Below are 15,638 nucleotides of genomic sequence, written 5' to 3'. Positions count from 1 at the left end.
AACGGGTTATGCCGTACGCGGAAAACCGCTGATGCCCCGCCAGGCGAGGCGAGCCATCAGTTGCTCGGCCGCGTCCTTGGGGATCGAACCCTGCGTGGTCACCCAGTAGCGGGCGCTGACCTCGGCCATGCCGACCAGGCCGACGCCGAGCAGGTGGGCCTCGTCACTGGTGCAGCCGGTGTCTTCCTGGATGAGCTCGCTGACCATCTCGGCGCACTCGCGCAGGGACCGCTCCATGCGCTGGCGCACCGGCGCCACGTTGCGCAGGTCGGACTCGAAGACCAGACGGAACGCCTCGCCCTGCGAGGAGACGAAGTCGAAGAACGCGCTGAACGTGGCCTGCACGCGCAGTTTGTTCTCCTGCGTGGAGGCCAGCGCCTCGCGGCAGCGGTTGACCATGTCGTCGACGTGCAGGTCGAGCAGCGCCAGATAGAGCTCCAGCTTGCCGGGGAAGTGCTGGTAGAGCACCGGCTTGCTGACCCCGGCCCGGTCGGCGATCTCGTCCATGGCGGCCGCGTGGTAGCCGTTCTCGACGAACACTTCCTGCGCGGCGCTCAGCAGCTGCCGGCGGCGGGCGAGTCGGGGCAGCCGGGTGCCCCGGGGCTTGGCGTCCGGGGTTGCGGTCACGCGGGTCTCCATTGGTCTCTCAGCGGGCTGTGCGGACATCCTACGGGCGGGTAGCCCGCCCCACAGCGGCCCCCGTCCGCGAAAGCTCTTCTTCCCGCAGGTCAGCGCATCGGCCGGGCTCAGCGGTAGTCGTCGTCATCGAGATCGACCACGCGGTCCTGGTCGGCCGCGTCGGCGGGATCGGCGTCGAAGGGCAGCTCGCGGCGCAGCCGCCCGACCGTCTGGAGCATCTCGCGGTGCTGCTCGGCGGCGTCGGCCTCCGGAGCCTCGATCGACAGCTCGCCGGGCTCGTCGTCGTAAGGGCCTTCGTCCCCGCGAACGTCCATCTCCGACATGATCGGTCCCCCTTCTCGGTGCGGACGTGACCAGACTACGCCCGGCTGAAATGGTCGCCGTGCTTCTCCACTCTGGCGAGTACGTCCGGTGCTGTGAAAACAAGGTCGTCCGGACGTTCGCAGCCCTCGACCTCGTTCCAGGTCAGCGGCGTGGAGACCGTGGGCTGCTCGCGCGCCCGCAGCGAGTAGGGCGCGACCGTGGTCTTGGCCGGGTTGTTCTGACTCCAGTCGATGAACACCTTCCCGGGCCGCGCCTTCTTCGCCATCACGCTGACGACCTCCTGCGGGTGCTCCTTCTCCAGGAGCTGGGCCAGCCTCTTGGCGTACGCGGACGGCTCCTCGCGGCAGTCCCAGTCGGCGTACAGCTGCATGCCCTTGTTGCCGCTGGTCTTCGGTACGGCGGTGAGCCCGTCGGCCCCCAGCACCTCGCGCAGCCGCAGCGCCACCCGGCAGCACTCGACGATCGTGGCGGGCGGCCCCGGGTCGAGGTCGAACACGAGGGTGTCAGGTGGCAGGGCAGCGCCGTCGTCGTCCACCCGCCACTGGGGGACGTGCAGTTCGAGCGCGGCCAGATTGGCGTAGTAGACGAGCGTGGGGAGGTCGTCCACGACGGCGAAGTCGATGGTCTCGCGGTTCTTGGTGCTGCCGGGGGCGGGCAGGGTCACGCGCCTGACCCAGCCGGGGGTGTGCTCGGGGGCGTTCTTCTCGAAGAACGACTGACCGGTGACGCCGTTCGGGTAGCGCTTGACGGTCAGCGGCCGCCCCCGCAGGTGCGGGAGCAGGACGGGGGCGACGCGGCTGTAGTAGTCGATCACCTCTGCCTTGGTGAAGCCGTAGTCGGGGTAGAGGGGTTTGTCGAGGTTGCTCAGCGTCAGCTCCCGCCCGTCCACCTTGACCGGCACTTTCGCGGGTTCGCTCACAGGGTCACCTCCGCGGGGAGCTTGTCGGGGCGCAGACGGCGCCACACGGGGTGCCGCAGTCGTCGCTCGTCGGTCCACATCGTGTAGGCCACCTCCCCGACCAGATCCGGCCTAACCCATCGATTCCGCCACGGAACCGGATGGGTGAACGGGCTGTGGCCGACCTCCAGCGGTCCGAGCAGGTCGTGCAGCTCCTCAAGGTCGGCGTCGGTGAAGCCGGTGCCGACATGCCCGACGTAGGTCAGGCCGTCGGGCGTGAACACCCCCATGACCAGCGAGCCGATGCCGCCGGAGCGGCGCCCCTTGCCGGGTTTCCAGCCGCCCACGACGATCTCCCGCGCGGTCAGGTTCTTCACCTTGATCCACCAGGGCGAGCGGGTGCCCGCCCGGTAAGGCGAGTCCAGCCGCTTGGCCACCACCCTTCGAGCCCCTGTTCGCACGTGGCCGCGAGCAGGTCGGACTCACCGGGGAAGTACGGGGGCGCGCCGACGTCCAGCTCGTCCAGCAGCGCGCGGCGGTCGCGGTAGGGGAAGTCGAACAGCGGGACGCCGTCGAGATGGAGCAGGTCGAACGGCAGGTACGTGACCGGGTACAGCCGCAGCACGGCCGGGTCGGGGTCGGTCAGGTGCATGCGGTGCTGGAGGCGGCCGAAGCTGGGCCTGCCGTGCGGGTCGAGGACGACGACCTCGCCGTCGATGATCGCGTTCCGCACGCCGATCCCGGCGAGCTCGGGGTAGCGGCGGGTGTAGTCGACGCCGTGGCGGCCCGTCACCTTCGTCGCGCGCCCCGTGTGGACGAGGGCGCGGATGCCGTCCCACTTGACCTCCAGGCCGTACCGGTCGCGGTCGGGGGGTAGTTCCCCGGCGGCCACAGCAAGCATCGGTTCGACGGGATATGGCATTGCTTGCCCCATGACGGGTATGTGCCCTTTCGGCGGGCCATCGAGAGCTTGAGAGGCGACCTATGCGCAGCATCTGGAAGGGTGCGATCTCTTTCGGCCTGGTCACCATCCCGGTCAAGCTCTACTCGGCGACCGAGCAGAAGGACGTCTCGTTCCACCAGGTGCACCGCGAGGACGGCGGCCGGATCCGCTACAAGCGCGTGTGCACGGTCGACGGCGAGGAGGTCCCGTACGCCGACATCGCCAAGGGGTACGAGCTGGCCGGCGGCGAGATCGTGGTGCTCACCGACGAGGACTTCGAGGGGCTGCCGCTGAGCACGTCCCGCCGGATCGACGTCCTGCAGTTCACGCCCGCCGAACAGATCGACCCGATCTACTTCGCGAAGTCGTACTACCTGGAGCCCGACGCGCAGGGCGCGAAGCCGTACATGCTGCTGCGGGACGCGCTGGAGAGCTCGGGGCAGGTCGCGGTGGTCAAGGTGGCGCTGCGCCAGCGCGAGTCGCTGGCGACCCTGCGGGTCAGGGACGGTGTCTTCGTCCTGGAGACGATGTATTGGCCCGACGAGATCCGCACGCCCGACTTCGGCTTCCTCGACGAGGACATCGAGGTGCGCGCGCAGGAGCTCAAGATGGCCGAGTCCCTGATCAGCACCATGGCCTCGGGCTTCGACGCGAGCGAGTACCACGACACCTACCGCGAGGCGCTGCAGCAGGTGATCGAGGCCAAGGTCGCGGGCAAGGAGGTCGTGCCGGCCCGCGAGGAGGAGGAGGCCGGCCCGGCGGTCGACCTCATGGCCGCGCTCCGCGCCAGCGTCGAGGCCGCCAAGCGCGAGCGCGAAGGCGCTCCGGCCAAGCCCAAGCGGGCCGCCTCAGGCAAGGCCAAGGCGGACGACAAGGCGCAGGAAGAGGAGAAGGCCCCCGCCAAGCGCAAGGCCCGCAAGTCGGCCTGACCCTGCACCTAGGTACACCCCGTCGGGGAGTCAGCTCGATTCCGCGCGGGAAGCGCCGTCCGTAGCGTCGAAGCATGGACGTGATCGAGGTCAGGAACCTCCACAAGCGCTACCGGGACCACGTCGCGGTCGACGACGTGTCGTTCGCGGTCGCCAGCGGCGAGATCTTCGGCATCCTCGGCCCGAACGGCGCCGGCAAGACCACGACCGTGGAATGCGTCTCGGGGCTGCGCGAACCAGACGGAGGCTCGGTGCGCGTCACCGGGCTCGACCCTGTCACCCAGCGCGCGGACCTGCGCCGCGTCCTCGGGGTCCAGTTGCAGAGCGCCGCGCTGCCGGACAAGATCAAGGTGTGGGAGGCGCTCGATCTGTACGCCTCCTTCTATCCCGACCCCGCCGACTGGCGCGAGCTCATGGACCAGGTCGGCCTGGCCGCCAAGCGTGACACGGCGTTCGCCAAGCTGTCCGGCGGTCAGCGTCAGCGGCTGTCGGTGGCGCTCGCGCTGGTCGGCCGGCCGCGCGTCGCGGTCCTCGACGAGCTGACCACCGGTCTCGACCCGCAGGCCCGCCGCGACTCATGGGAGCTGGTCGAGCAGGTACGCGACACGGGCGTGACGATCGTGCTCGTCACCCACTTCATGGAGGAGGCCGAACGGCTCTGCGACCGGGTCGCGCTCATCGACGCGGGCCGCGTGGTCGCCGTCGACTCGCCCGCCGGGCTGACCGGACGGGTCGGTGGCGGGCAGCGGGTGCGCTTCCGGCCGACCGTTCCCTTCGACGACGCCCTGCTGCTGGCGCTGCCCGAGGTCACCGACGTGAGCCGTACCGGTGACCGGGTGGTCGTGACCGGCGACGGCAACCTCGCGCCGGCCGTCACACTCGCGCTGGCGGAGAAGGGGGTCGTCCCCGACGACCTGCGCATCGAACGGGCCACGCTCGACGACGCGTTCCTCGCTCTCACCGGAAGGAAGCTGGCATGAGGAAGGTCCTGTTCGTGGAGGCGAAGCTGCTCGTGCGCGAGTGGCCGGCCGCTCTGTTCACGCTGGCGTTGCCGGTGACGCTCCTGCTGGCGCTGGGGCAGATCCCGGACCTGCGCGCGGCCGACCCCGACCTCGGCGGGCAGCGGTCGGTGGACGCGCAGCTGCCCGCGCAGATGATCCTGCTGGCGCTGCTGACGGCGTCGTTCACGGTGCTGCCGAGCGCGCTGGCGACGTACCGGGAAAGGGGGATGCTGCGCAGGATGTCGGCCACGCCCGTGCACCCGGCGCGGGTGCTCGGCGCGCAGCTCGTGCTCAACCTGGGCGTGGCCGCGGTCGCGGCCGTCGCCGTGATCGGGTCAGGACGGCTGGTGTACGGGTCGCGCATCCCCGTCCAGCTGTTCGGCTTCGTGCTGGTCTTCGTGCTGGGCGCCGCCGCCATGATGGCGATCGGCCTGGTGATCGCCGCGGTCGCGCGGAACGGCCCGACCGCTTCCGCCATCGGGTCGCTCGTGATGTTCCCGCTGCTCTTCGTGGCCGGCATGTGGATCCCGCGCGAGATCATGCCGGACGTGCTGCGCCGGATCAGCGATTACTCGGTGGTCGGACCGTTCGTGAACGCCATGCGTGACACGTGGGCGGGGGAGTGGCCGCAATTCCCGCATCTGGCGGTGATGGTCGCCGGGCTGGTGCTGTTCTCCGGGCTCGCGGTACGGCTTTTCCGCTGGGAGTGAGGGCGGGCCGGGCGCCTTCCCCGGACGACCGGGAATCGCAAATCGGACATTCCGGGCAATTCATCTTATTTCATTCCATAAATACGTATTCCAAGCAATAACAATGCTAATGCATAGCAAAATGGGGAGATAGCTGTTTGCTCGCCCACAGTGCCGGAAATGACACTTACCGGATGACTCTTCAGCAATCATCCGAGACCTTTTCTTGGGTCACCAGATAGGTCGAGTACGGGGCAATCGAACCTTTAGGGGGAAAACGCAATGCCCAAGCTCAAGAGTGTTATCGCGGGCCTCGCCCTCAGCACCGCCATGACGGGCGGCGCTGTGGTCGCGGGCGCGACCGTCACCACTGCCAGCGCATCTGCCGCCACCCAGGTCAGCACGGGCACGTCGGTCCTGACCGGCGCGTCCTGCTTCCGAGCCAGGCGCTGCGGCTGGGGCTGGCGGCGTAGCCACCGTCACCACCGCAGGCACATCAAGCTGGTCATCGAGAACTTCAACCACAACCGGAACCCGCAGGAGCACCGCCACCGTCACGAGCCCCGTTGGGACCGTCGCTGGTGGTTCGACCTGAACCAGCTGCCGCCCATCACGCAGCCGGGCGCGGGCGCCCTTGGGGCGAACACCCTCGCCGCCAACTGATCAGCCGTCTTTGACGGTGCAGGGATGAGCTCGGTTCTCGCCGGGAAGCATCCACCCCTTCATCGGGGGATACGAACCCGCGGTGGTCTCCGGGCTTTCGGGACGGGCCGCGTCTGATGGGGCAATCCGTCCCGAGTTTCATCTCCTCGTCCTCGCGACGACTTTGAGGGCTCCGCCGGCAATGGCGCCGGCGGAGCCCTCACTGTGTCGTTTCACGGGCCAATTCCCGAGGGCGGGGATTTTGGCATGCCCGGATTCAGGAGGTGCGGCGGGAGCGGGGCCGGGGGACGTCACCGCGGCGGGCCGTGGGCGATTTTTCATGGTGACGCCGGATATGAGTTAAGAGACGGCAATTGCGGTTTGTGGCCCTTTCGTCCGGTTATATTCACAGTGCGGATGGTTGGAGAGCAATCGTCCGTCACAATCCTTAGAAGTGCGGATTTATGCCGTTAATAAGGAATGTGGGGTATCGGGCAATCGATCCTGTAGGGGGAAGGCAATGCCCAAGCTCAAGACTCTTGTCGTCGGTCTCGCCGTCGGTACGGCCATGACCGGTACCGCGGTCGCCGGAGGCGCCGCCGTTCAGACCGCCGCGGCGAGCGCCGCGACCCAGGTCAGCACGGCGTCCACCCAGATGGTGACCGCCGGCTGCCGGCGTCGCTGCGGTGGCTGGGGCGGTGGCTGGGGCGGAGGATGGCGCCGTCACCACAACCGTGTCAACGTCCACGTGGACAACTTCAACTACAACAACAACTCCCACCGGAGCCGCGGCTGGGACGACGACTGGGACTTCTGAGCTGTAAGTGACCCGGCGGCGTCCGGATCCGCGCCGCCGTGGAGTCCGCACACGCGATGAACTCCGACAGAGCCCGCAGTGCCCGTGTTCAGCGGGGACCCGCCCTTCGTGAGAGGGGCGGCCCGCCGGACACGGGCACTTCGTCATGTCCGGGCCGTCCCCGTCGGGGAGGATGTGACGATCACGTCCCCCGCACCCCCTGAGGAGGATCATGCGACGTCCCGTCGCGATCATCGCGCTGGCCGGCCTGCTCGCCGGTTGCTCATTCCCCGACACGTCCGTCCTCGACGATCCGGAGCCGGTACAGCAGCACGTCGTGCTCGAGGTGTCCCTGGAGAACGCGCGCCCTGAGTTCTACGACCTCGACGTGATGTGGCTGGACGGCGACGCCGAAGCGAACGAGCGCGTCCCGGGAGACGTGGTCTGGAAGCGGAACACGACCCTGACCTGGCCCGACCAGTACCTCGTCTACGCCGAAGGGGACGCCGCCAAGAAGCCCGGCGTGGACGACCTGCTGGCCTACGCCCAGGGCGTGCCGTACGTCCACTGCAGCATCACGATCAACGGCCGGGTCGTGGTGAAGAGCGACCTGGGGAGCTGCAGGTTCGACCTGGGTGCGACCCCGATCCCGGTGCCGAGCGGCTGATCCCCGCGTACGCTGGCGGCACGACGTACACCGAAGGCCCGGGGAGGATCCGTGACGGACGGCGACACCCGCGTGACCTCGGCCCGCACTCCCGCGCCATGAGCGGCCGGCGCGGGAGGAGAAGGGAGCGGGGCGACGACGACGTCGGCGGGATCCCTCTCGGCCTGCTGGCCGTCCACGCGATCGCCTGGGCCCTGGCTCATCCATGGCGGGCGCTCAGGTCGCTGCTGCGGCCGATCAAGGCGCTGGGACGCCGGGTGCGCGGAAGTCTGAAGTCGGCCGCCGGGCTGGGCTACCTGATCGTGTGGTCGCGGACGGCTGACCGGCGCCCCACGTTCGAGGACGTCCTGCGCCAGGAGAGGGAGGAACGCGACCCCTGGTGAGGGCGGGGGCCCGGGCGCGGACATGGAAGTGCCCGTATCCAGCGGGCCGTCTCTTTGTGAGAAAGGCCGGTCTCTGCTGAATACGGGCTGTGTCGACTTCGTTGGAGTTCAGCGCTTGGGCGGACTCCACAGTGGCGCGGATCCTGACGCCACCGGGTCACCTACGGCTCAGAAGTCCCAGTCGTCATCCCAGCGGTTGCGGTCATGACGAGCGTTGTTGTTGATGTTGTGGTTGTGCACGTGGACGTTGATGTGCTGGCGGTGGTGGTGGCGACGCCACCCTCCTCCCCAACCGCCGCGACGCCAGCCCCAGCCGCAACGGCGGACCCGCCGGCAGCCGGCGACTCCGAGCTGCGCGGTGGCCGTGCCGACCTGGGTGGCGACCTGCGTGGCGGCATTGGCGGAGGCGGCCTGCGTGGCGGCGCCCCCGGCGACTGCGGCTCCGGTCATCGCCGTGCTCATGGCGAGACCTGCGATGAGTGTCTTGAGCTTGGGCATTTGTTCCCCCCTAAAGGATCGATTTGCCCGATAACTCCGTATTCCTCGTGATGGGCGAGCCGGTGCGAAATGCTTGCGCCGACATCGGTCTGGGGAATACTTCGGATGATTGCTTACCAATCATCCGCACTATGGATATAACCGGACGAAAGGGCCACAAACCGCAATTGCCGTCTCTTAGCTTGTATCGGGCACCACCATGACAAATCGCCCCTGTGGTGCTTCGCCGGCACGGTGGGCGTTCGTGGCGGGGCCGGTCGTTCCGGACGCGGACATGCCGAAATCCCCGCCTCAGGGAATGCACCCGTGACGGCACAGAGAGGGCCCCGTGGGCGTGCTGCCCACGGGGCCCTCAATGTCGCCTTGGAGGCGAGGAGAAGAGATATCTCAGGACGGGCCGTGCCGTCGGGTACGGCCCGTCCCTGAGAGCTCGGAATTCATCGCAGGCCGGGAACCGGAATCCCTGGATCGGGGCCGGGACGACCATTGGAGAAAACGAGCGCTCATTCCATTGTTACGTGACTGCCTAGAGAAGCGGGCCGCGGCGGTCGAACTCCTCGTGGCGGTGGCGGTGACGGTCCTGGTTGTCGTTGAAGTTGTGGTTCCGCACCACGATGCAGATGTTCTGGTGGTGGCGGTGGTGACGGCCCCGGCCCCAGCCGCCGCCGCCCCAGCCGCCCCAGCCGCGGTGGTGGTTCCTGCACTGACGGCGATGTCCGCGGTCGTGGAAGAAGTGGTGGCCACCACCGATGCCGAAGTCGTCGCCGAAGCCGTCGTCAGCGACGACGGGCGCGGCGGCCGGCATGGCGACGGCGGCGGTCGCACCGCCGGCGACCAGGGCGCCGGTCAGCGCGGTGCTGGCGGCGAGGCCTGCGATAACAGTCTTAAGCTTGGGCATTGCGTTTTCCCCCTATTGGATGGGTTGCCCCGTTCTCGGCGATTTCGGATGACTACTGCGAGTCCATCCGGTCAATGTCATTTCCGGGCCTGTGACCCAGCAAACGGGGATCCCCCCATTTTGCTATGCAATAAGAGTCTTATTGCTTGGCTTGTAGATCTATCCTGCGAAATGGCGTGATATGTCCGATTGGGACGGAAATGGAAAGTGCTCGAGCAGGGCGCCGCGCGACCCATTCGACCTGCTCGTCCGCATCGAATCCCGACGGGGACGAGCAGGGCGGGACGGCTGATTGTGCGCCGCTCAGAAAAGCGAAAACGCGCGAACATGTACGGGCGGTTCTTCCGGTCATGTTCGCGCTGAGAATGGCGACGTCCGGCATGTCGTCAGGCGCCGAATGCATCCGTGGAAGGCATTTACCGGAGGGCCGCACAATGGTCGCTCCGGTAAATGCCGTCCGTGGGATGCAGCGCCACGTGTCACGCCTCCGACCCGTACCGCTCATCACGGTATGTGCCGTCGGTGTCACGCTGGGTGTCGCTGGTCTGATGGTTTCCTGCGCAGGTCGCCGTAAACGGGATTCGACGCCTTTTGCCTGGCTCTTGGCGTGGTATGAGATCGCTTAGCCATGTATGCCCTGATAAATCCGGCTATGTCAGGCCAGCGGCGCCATCACGCGCGAGGCAGCGCACGCGAGGTATGCGGTGAAGAATCCTGTATGCCGGAGAAGGTGGCTGGTGTAGGCGTCTGGGGCGGTTTGGGAGTAGCGCGGCGCCGTACCTATCGTGTGGGCGACGCGAGAACGAGGAGGGGGCCCATGCAGGCGGAGCCGATCCAGCACTGGCCGGGACGCATGATCGGCTCGATGCACGTGCGCTCGACGCCCGCAGGGCCCGCCGAGCAGGCGGTGTTCGTGCACGGGCTCGCCGGATCGGCGACCAACTGGACCGACCTCATGCACGAGCTCAAGGACATCGTCCAGGGTCACGCCCCTGACCTGCCCGGCGCGGGATTCTCCCCGGAGCCGGCCGACGGCGACTACTCCGTCGACGCCCACGCCGGGGCCGTCATCGGCCTGCTGACCCACACCGGTCCCGCCCACCTGATCGGCAACTCGCTCGGCGGAGCGATCGCCGTCCGGGTCGCCGCGAGCCGTCCTGACCTCGTACGTTCGCTCACGCTCATCTCCCCGGCCCTGCCCGACCTGGTCCCGAGGTACGGGCCCGTCCGGGTGGCCGCCGCCGCCCTGCCCAGGCTGGGAGAGTGGGCCGCCGACCGGCTCCGCGTGCTCCCGGCCGAGCACCGCATCCAGTCGTCGTTCGCCATGGTCTGGGCCGACATGGGCGCCGTGCACCCCCTGCGGCTCCAGGACGCCATCGAGGAGCAGCGCAGGCGCGACGGCCTGCCGCACGCCTCGCGGGCGGTGGTCGCCACCGCGCGGGGGATCGTCGCCGAGTACTTCCGGCTCGGCCGCGACAACCTGTGGCGTCAGGCGGAGCAGGTCCAGGCGCCCACGCTGATCATCCACGGGCGACACGACCGGCTGGTCCGTCCGGCGATGGCGCGGAAGGCGTACCGTGCGTTCCGGCAGGTGCGGCTGGTGTTGCTGCCCACCGCGGGGCATGTGGCGATGATGGAGATGCCGCAGGTGGTGGCGGCGGAAGCACGCCGTCTGATCGGTGAGACTCGATTGGGGAATGCCCCACTGCCGGGCTAGGTTTCACTGGGAGACAAGACCCCCTGAAAAACGGGAGCGTAGAAAGTGTCGTTGCCACCTCTGGTCGAGCCGGCCGCTGAGCTGACCGTCGACGAAGTGCGCCGCTACTCGCGCCACCTGATCATCCCCGATGTGGGGATGGCGGGGCAGAAGCGGCTGAAGAACGCAAAGGTGCTGTGTGTCGGCGCCGGAGGGCTGGGCTCGCCCGCGCTGATGTATCTCGCGGCGGCGGGTGTCGGCACGCTCGGCATCATCGACTTCGACGTCGTCGACGAGTCCAACCTGCAGCGCCAGATCATCCACGGCCAGTCCGACGTGGGCCGGCTGAAGGCCGAGAGCGCCGCGGCGTCGGTCCGCGAGATCAACCCGTACGTCGAGGTCGTGATCCACAACACGGCGCTCACCACCGAGAACGTCATGGAGATCTTCTCGGGCTACGACCTCATCGTCGACGGCACCGACAACTTCGCCACGCGTTACATGGTGAACGACGCGGCGGTGCTGCTCGGCAAGCCGTACGTCTGGGGGTCGATCTACCGCTTCGACGGCCAGGCGAGCGTGTTCTGGGCCGAGCACGGTCCCTGCTACCGCTGCCTCTACCCGGAGCCCCCGCCTCCCGGCATGGTGCCGTCGTGCGCCGAGGGCGGCGTCCTCGGCGTGCTGTGCGCGTCGATCGGCTCCATCCAGGTCAACGAGGCCATCAAGCTGCTGACCGGCATCGGCGACCCGCTGGTCGGCCGGCTGATGATCTACGACGCCCTCGAGATGAAGTACCGCGACGTCAAGGTCCGCAAGGACCCCGAGTGCGTGCTGTGCGGCAAGAACCCGTCGGTCACCCAACTGCTCGACGACTACGAGGCGTTCTGCGGCGCGATCTCCGACGAGGCGGCCGAGGCGGCCAGCGGCTCCACGATCACCGCGCAGGAGCTCAAGTCCATGCAGGACCGCGGCGACAACATCTTCGTCGTCGACGTCCGCGAGCCGAACGAGTACGAGATCGTCAGCATCCCCGGCGCGACGCTGATCCCCAAGGGCGAGTTCCTCAACGGCTCGGCCCTGGAGAAGCTGCCGCAGGACAAGAAGATCGTGCTCCACTGCAAGTCGGGCGCGCGGTCGGCCGAGGCTCTCGCGATCGTCAAGAACGCCGGCTTCTCCGACGCCGTCCACGTGGGCGGCGGCGTGCTGAGCTGGGTCAAGACCGTCGACCCGAGCCTGCCCTCCTACTGAGCGGGGCATTTCCCGGGATACGCCCAGGCCGGCCCGCTCCGTCGGGGAAAATCTGCGACATGGACTCCATCCACGAGCAGGTCTGACCGGTGCGGCCGGCCCGTCCCTGGCCCACGCTCGTGGCGGCCTCCGCGCTGACGCTGTGCTGCGCGGCGGTCGCCGGGGTGGCGGGCGGCGGTGCGCGCACGGAGCTCGTCCGTGGCCCGAGCGCGGCCGAGCGTGACGCGGCGGCCGCGCGCGAGGTCGCCGAACGCTGGCGCGTCTGGCCGGCGGGCCGCGTGTTCCCCGCCGTCCTGCCGTACACCGCCGAACAGGGCGGGCGTGAGCGGGCCGGAAGGATCGGCATCTCGCCACGTACCGCGTGCGGCGGCGCGGTCGACCCGCAGGTGCTCGCGGCCCTGCGCCGCGAGGGGTGCCGGGGTGTGCTGCGGGCCACGTACGTCGACGCGCTGCGCGGGGTGCTCGTCACGATCGGTGTGGTGGTGCTGCGCGACGAGCTGGGCGCCGTACGCGCGAAAGAGGCCTTCCCTGTGGGAGGAGGCCCGGCGCCCGGGCTGCGGCCCCTCGCCTTCCGTGGAACGCCGGCCGACCGGTTCACCCCGGAGGTCCGGCAGGCGGGGTCGGTCAGCCAGGCGGGGCCGTACCTCGTGGTGATGACGGCGGGGCAGGTGGACGGGCGGCCGGCGAGCGCGGCGGGCGAGCCGCGACCGGCGTTCTTCGCCTTCGCCTCCGAGATGGCCGAGCAGGTGCTCGCCAGGCTGAGCAGGTCCGGCTGCGCGTTCCGGGAGCTGCGGTGCTGAGGCGGTCGGCGGCGGTCGCGGTCGCGGTGTGCGCCACGGTCTGCGCGACAGGATCAGCGGCGATGCTCGCGCCGCCCGCGACGGCGGACGACGTGCGCGGCGGGCAGCGGGCGGTGATCGAGACGCTGCGGCTCGCGCAGGCGTGGCGGATCAGCAGGGGCTCGGGGGTGACGGTGGCGGTGCTCGACTCCGGCGTCGACCCGCGCCATCCCGACCTGGCCGGTTCGGTACGTGTGGGCCGCGACTTCACCGCAGGGGCCAATCCGCGGGGAACGGTCCCGCGCAGGCTGCACGGCACCTACATGGCCTCCCTGATCGCCGGGCACGGTCACGGGCCCGGCGGAGAACGCGGGATCATCGGCGCCGCGCCGGAAGCGGACGTACTGTCGGTGAGGGTCATCCTGGAGGACGACGAGCCGGGCCGCCGCGCGTTCGGCTCGGGCGGCCGTTTCGAGAACGTGGTGGCCCGCGGCATCCGCTACGCGGTGGACGAGGGAGCAGACGTCATCAACCTGTCGATCTCGAAGCAGCTCGCGACCCGGGCGGAGCGGGCCGCCGTCCGCTACGCCATCGCCAGGGGGGTCGTGCTGGTGGCGGCGGCGGGCAACGAGGGCGACGGCGCGACCTACTCCTACCCGGCAGCGCTCCCGGGGGTCGTGTCGGTCGCGGCGACCGACCGGCGGCTGCGGCGGGCGGCTTTCTCCAACCGCAATTCCTCGGTGCTGGTGGCCGCACCGGGCGTGGACATCATGGGCGCGGGCCCTGGCGGCGCGTACTGGGTCGGCCGCGGCACCTCGCAGGCCACCGCGCTGGTGTCGGGCGTCGCGGCGCTCGTCAGGGCCAGGTATCCGACGCTGTCGCCGCCACTGGTGGCGCGGGCGCTGGCCGCCGGCGCGACCGACCTCCCCCCGGACGGCTACGACACCGCGACCGGGTTCGGCGTGGTCGACGCGGCGCGGGCGCTGGCCGAGGCGTCCCGGCTGTCCGGCCACACCGAGGTGGCGACCGGCCCCGAGGCGCACGATCCCGCCCGGCCGCTGGCCGGCGCGGAGGAGGGCCCGGTGACGGCCGCCGTCGGGGGCGACCGGCTGGTCACGGTCCGCGCGGCTATCGCGGTCGCGGGGGCGGCCGGCGCGCTGGTGTCCCTGTCGGTGGTCGTCAGCCTGCTCGTACGGGTACGGCGCGCACAGACATCACAAGGCGCATGATCCGCCTATCAAGGGGGACAAAACGCAGAACGGCTCTCCGAGCCACCGAGCGACGGACGCGAGAACGAGGCGGCGTGAAGAACCGTAGGTCGAGCACAGGGCTACCGCGCGCCGAGGGCGAGTCCGCCCAAGGACGGCGGAACCCGCTCGGCGCCGCGACCGGCCGCCGCTCCCGGGTGCGCACCTGGCAGGGGGCGAACTCCCGCACGCGCACGGAGGCCAGGAAACGCGCCGAGATCCAGTCCCTGCAGCAGGGCGTGCGCTACCGGCGCGTCTTCGTGCTCGTGGTCGGCTTCGTCATCACCGTCTCGTCCCTCGTGGTGCTGCTCGGCACGGTCGGCCTGTTCTTCGAGACGCGCTCGCGCCCGCTCACCGCCGCCGAGCAGGACCGCTACAAACAGGAGGAGATCGCCCGCCGCTGGCAGGCCTGGCCCGCGACCAGTGTGTTCCCCGAAGAGGTGAAGTACTTCGGGCTCGACCGCGCCCAGCAGTACGCGCGCCGCGTCGGCATCGCCCCCGAGACCGGGTGCGTCAAGGGCCTCGACTCCCCGCTGGGCGGCATCCTCCAGGAGCACGGCTGCCTGACGCTGCTGCGGGCCACGTACATCGACCAGACCGCCTCGTTCGTCTTCACCGTGGGCGTGGCCGTGCTGAAGGACGAGGAGGCGCGCGTCTCGGTGACCGACGAACTGACCCAGGACGACCGGGTGGGCGTGCTGCCGGTCGCCTTCCCCGGCACGGTGGCCGACCGGTTCGGCGCCGACCAGCGCCAGCGCACCAGCTGGGTGGGCGCGGGCCCGTACGTCGTCTTCACCACCGGCGGCTACGCCGACGGACGCACGCGGGCCGCGGTGCCGCCCGAGGAGATCCTGCACAGCGAGCTGTGGCCGGCCGCCAGGTCGATCGGCAACCAGATCGCCTACTTCCTGGCGGACCCGCCGAAGGTGCCGCCCTGCACCCAGGGGAACGTGTGCTGACCGCCCTGCGCCTCGCCACGGCGGCGATCGTCGCCTTCACCGGCGCCGCGCCCGCCGACCCCGTGCGCGAACAGCAGCAGTGGGTGCTGGACGCGCTCAACGTCGAACGGGCCTGGACGGTCACCAAGGGCCGCGGCGTCACCGTCGCCGTCGTCGACAGCGCCGTGGACGCCACCGTCAAGGAGCTGCGGGGCCGGGTCAGCGCCGGACCCGACATGACGACGGGCGCCGTACGGCGCGAGGTGCGGCCGGGGGCGCACGGCACGGCGATGGCGGCCCTCATCGCCGGCTCGGGCGCGGACGACGGCCTGGTCGGCGTCGCCCCTGACGCGCGCATCCTGTCGCTGCCCATGGCCATCGCCGAGGAGCCCGTCTTCTCGGTGCCGTCGGAGGAGCAGGAGG

General features: G+C 69.7%; 20 protein-coding genes. 13 read left to right on the top strand and 7 right to left on the bottom strand.

The annotated features are described in order from the left end of the window. Positions 1 to 6: 6 nt before the first annotated feature. The 5 genes from BLR04_RS36440 to BLR04_RS42120 all read right to left on the bottom strand — a co-directional run bounded on the left by BLR04_RS36440 (position 7) and on the right by BLR04_RS42120 (position 2,762). A complete protein-coding gene (locus BLR04_RS36440) occupies positions 7 to 627 on the bottom strand; it encodes a TetR/AcrR family transcriptional regulator (RefSeq protein ID WP_176903468.1) in 621 nt (206 codons plus the stop codon). A gap of 119 nt (positions 628 to 746) precedes the next feature. After that, the gene (locus tag BLR04_RS36435) at positions 747 to 953 is read right to left on the bottom strand and encodes a hypothetical protein (RefSeq protein WP_090773764.1); all 207 of its coding nucleotides are present in this window, start codon (positions 951 to 953) and stop codon (positions 747 to 749) included. 44 nt (positions 954 to 997) lie between these two features. Then, complete coding sequence (gene ligD, locus BLR04_RS36430; protein WP_176903467.1) at positions 998 to 1,882, bottom strand: non-homologous end-joining DNA ligase; 885 nt, start codon at positions 1,880 to 1,882, stop codon at positions 998 to 1,000. Continuing rightward, positions 1,879 to 2,238 (bottom strand): ATP dependent DNA ligase, encoded by a 360-nt coding sequence (locus tag BLR04_RS42125; protein ID WP_245740920.1) that lies wholly within the window; start codon positions 2,236 to 2,238, stop codon positions 1,879 to 1,881. Before BLR04_RS42125 ends, ligD begins: the two co-directional genes overlap by 4 nt. Next, complete coding sequence (locus tag BLR04_RS42120; RefSeq protein ID WP_245740918.1) at positions 2,235 to 2,762, bottom strand: ATP-dependent DNA ligase; 528 nt, start codon at positions 2,760 to 2,762, stop codon at positions 2,235 to 2,237. Before BLR04_RS42120 ends, BLR04_RS42125 begins: the two co-directional genes overlap by 4 nt. An 83-nt stretch (positions 2,763 to 2,845) precedes the next feature. On the opposite strand from BLR04_RS42120, the gene ku reads away from it, so the two are divergent. The 7 genes from ku (at position 2,846) to BLR04_RS36390 (ending at position 7,911) form a co-directional block, all read left to right on the top strand. Further along, the gene (ku, locus tag BLR04_RS36420) at positions 2,846 to 3,733 is read left to right on the top strand and encodes a non-homologous end joining protein Ku (RefSeq protein ID WP_090773735.1); all 888 of its coding nucleotides are present in this window, start codon (positions 2,846 to 2,848) and stop codon (positions 3,731 to 3,733) included. A 74-nt stretch (positions 3,734 to 3,807) separates the two neighbouring features. After that, positions 3,808 to 4,713, top strand: a complete 906-nt coding sequence (locus tag BLR04_RS36415; protein ID WP_090773734.1) for an ABC transporter ATP-binding protein — start codon at positions 3,808 to 3,810, stop codon at positions 4,711 to 4,713. Continuing rightward, the gene (locus BLR04_RS36410; protein WP_090773733.1) at positions 4,710 to 5,444 is read left to right on the top strand and encodes an ABC transporter permease; all 735 of its coding nucleotides are present in this window, start codon (positions 4,710 to 4,712) and stop codon (positions 5,442 to 5,444) included. Before BLR04_RS36415 ends, BLR04_RS36410 begins: the two co-directional genes overlap by 4 nt. Before the next feature lie 261 nt (positions 5,445 to 5,705). Continuing rightward, positions 5,706 to 6,086, top strand: a complete 381-nt coding sequence (locus BLR04_RS36405; RefSeq protein ID WP_090773732.1) for a hypothetical protein — start codon at positions 5,706 to 5,708, stop codon at positions 6,084 to 6,086. A 499-nt stretch (positions 6,087 to 6,585) separates the two neighbouring features. Next, positions 6,586 to 6,882 (top strand): hypothetical protein, encoded by a 297-nt coding sequence (locus BLR04_RS36400; RefSeq protein WP_090773731.1) that lies wholly within the window; start codon positions 6,586 to 6,588, stop codon positions 6,880 to 6,882. Positions 6,883 to 7,093: 211 nt separating this feature from the next. Then, positions 7,094 to 7,528, top strand: a complete 435-nt coding sequence (locus BLR04_RS36395; RefSeq protein WP_090773730.1) for a hypothetical protein — start codon at positions 7,094 to 7,096, stop codon at positions 7,526 to 7,528. A gap of 98 nt (positions 7,529 to 7,626) precedes the next feature. Further along, the gene (locus tag BLR04_RS36390) at positions 7,627 to 7,911 is read left to right on the top strand and encodes a hypothetical protein (protein ID WP_090773729.1); all 285 of its coding nucleotides are present in this window, start codon (positions 7,627 to 7,629) and stop codon (positions 7,909 to 7,911) included. Positions 7,912 to 8,079: 168 nt separating this feature from the next. Here BLR04_RS36390 and BLR04_RS36385 read toward each other — a convergent pair whose 3' ends face one another. Together BLR04_RS36385 and BLR04_RS36380 are read right to left on the bottom strand one after the other, a co-directional pair. After that, on the bottom strand, positions 8,080 to 8,409 hold the full coding sequence (locus BLR04_RS36385) for a hypothetical protein (protein ID WP_090773728.1): 330 nt from the start codon (positions 8,407 to 8,409) through the stop codon (positions 8,080 to 8,082). A 526-nt stretch (positions 8,410 to 8,935) separates the two neighbouring features. Further along, a complete protein-coding gene (locus BLR04_RS36380) occupies positions 8,936 to 9,307 on the bottom strand; it encodes a hypothetical protein (protein WP_090773727.1) in 372 nt (123 codons plus the stop codon). A gap of 817 nt (positions 9,308 to 10,124) precedes the next feature. On the opposite strand from BLR04_RS36380, the gene BLR04_RS36375 reads away from it, so the two are divergent. The 6 genes from BLR04_RS36375 to BLR04_RS36350 all read left to right on the top strand — a co-directional run. Continuing rightward, complete coding sequence (locus BLR04_RS36375; RefSeq protein WP_090773726.1) at positions 10,125 to 11,024, top strand: alpha/beta fold hydrolase; 900 nt, start codon at positions 10,125 to 10,127, stop codon at positions 11,022 to 11,024. Between the two features lie 45 nt (positions 11,025 to 11,069). Then, complete coding sequence (moeZ, locus tag BLR04_RS36370; RefSeq protein ID WP_090773725.1) at positions 11,070 to 12,251, top strand: adenylyltransferase/sulfurtransferase MoeZ; 1,182 nt, start codon at positions 11,070 to 11,072, stop codon at positions 12,249 to 12,251. Positions 12,252 to 12,340: 89 nt separating this feature from the next. Further along, positions 12,341 to 13,051 (top strand): hypothetical protein, encoded by a 711-nt coding sequence (locus BLR04_RS36365; RefSeq protein WP_245740916.1) that lies wholly within the window; start codon positions 12,341 to 12,343, stop codon positions 13,049 to 13,051. Next, positions 13,045 to 14,259, top strand: a complete 1,215-nt coding sequence (locus tag BLR04_RS36360) for a S8 family serine peptidase (RefSeq protein WP_245740915.1) — start codon at positions 13,045 to 13,047, stop codon at positions 14,257 to 14,259. Before BLR04_RS36365 ends, BLR04_RS36360 begins: the two co-directional genes overlap by 7 nt. A gap of 74 nt (positions 14,260 to 14,333) precedes the next feature. Further along, positions 14,334 to 15,236, top strand: coding sequence for a hypothetical protein (locus BLR04_RS36355; protein WP_245740913.1), 903 nt, complete (start codon positions 14,334 to 14,336; stop codon positions 15,234 to 15,236). Then, the coding region (locus tag BLR04_RS36350; protein ID WP_176903466.1) for a S8 family serine peptidase at positions 15,230 to 15,638 on the top strand (409 nt) is incomplete at its 3' end. The genes BLR04_RS36355 and BLR04_RS36350, both read left to right, overlap by 7 nt.

Origin of the sequence: Nonomuraea maritima (assembly GCF_900100395.1) — a bacterium.
In the GTDB taxonomy this organism is placed as follows: Bacteria; Actinomycetota; Actinomycetes; order Streptosporangiales; family Streptosporangiaceae; genus Nonomuraea; species Nonomuraea maritima.
This window is presented reverse-complemented; position numbering and strand designations above follow the sequence as displayed.